The organism is Pseudoalteromonas sp. GW168-MNA-CIBAN-0100, assembly GCF_040309225.1.
Lineage (GTDB): Bacteria > Pseudomonadota > Gammaproteobacteria > Enterobacterales > Alteromonadaceae > Pseudoalteromonas > Pseudoalteromonas arctica.
The window spans coordinates 1-318 of the sequence record NZ_JBEOOL010000331.1; the positions used below are offsets into that span (position 1 = coordinate 1).

The window sequence follows — 318 nt, forward strand, 5'->3', positions numbered from 1 at the left end:
GCTCATATTAGACATATCAACTTCTATAACCACTTGATCATATTGCATGTTTAATAAGGTGCGAGAAAATTGCTTAGCAGTACCATATGATTTCATAATGCGGGCAAGGTTTGGGGTTGCTATAGTGCTGGCTTTATGCAGATTTTTTTGATTATAAAGCGCGTCAAAATAAGCCGTTGCAGCATCGCCCGGCGTGCTATTAACTTGGGCAACTTCTTCAGTGCAGCTAATAATAAATAGGCAAAAAGTTAAGCTTAAAAAAGAGGTTAGTTTTTTCATCATCAATATAATTTATTCATTCTTTACAAAGTGTGTGGC

General features: G+C 36.2%; 1 pseudogene. It reads right to left on the bottom strand.

Annotation, left to right across the window (positions count from 1 at the left end):
• A pseudogene (locus tag AAEY62_RS21350) lies at nt 1-279 on the bottom strand (hypothetical protein); the annotation flags it as partial.
• Nucleotides 280-318 lie beyond the last annotated feature (39 nt).